Origin of the sequence: Photorhabdus viridis (assembly GCF_040256935.1) — a bacterium.
In the GTDB taxonomy this organism is placed as follows: domain Bacteria; phylum Pseudomonadota; class Gammaproteobacteria; order Enterobacterales; family Enterobacteriaceae; genus Photorhabdus; species Photorhabdus viridis.
On the sequence record NZ_JBEJZY010000286.1, the window covers coordinates 1 to 425 of the forward strand.

Sequence of the window (425 nt, forward strand, 5' to 3'; positions counted from 1 at the left end):
TCTGTCTTTGATTTTGCAAAATTATAGGTGTCCGCATGGTTTTCTACGGTCACATTATTATTTGCTATCAGAGCGATATTTTTACCCGGTTGTAAATAGACGTTTTGTAACAGGAGATTTTTACCCGAGTTGATAGTTAAATTATTAACAGCATCCAGTTTATTGGATACAGGGTGATCGTTGGTACTGTGTTGGCGCCAAAGATAACCGAATTGATCACCATTATGAAATAGAATATCTCCATGACGGCTAATAGCGGTGATATCCTTTCCTTTTATATCACTTTGCCAGATATTGATATTATTGACAGCAGTCATAGATAAATTATTGGCTGTCGAAAGTATTGAATTTTTAAGGGTAATATCGTTTTCAGAAATGATGTTTAAATCATTAGCCGCGTTGATTTTATCTTTGAGGGTGATTTC

Annotated in this window: 1 protein-coding gene; it reads right to left on the bottom strand. The window is 34.8% G+C overall.

Going from position 1 to position 425, the window contains the following annotated elements:
• Positions 1 to 425 (bottom strand): hemagglutinin repeat-containing protein (locus ABR397_RS23390; RefSeq protein ID WP_350307788.1); only part of this gene is annotated, 425 nt, incomplete at both ends.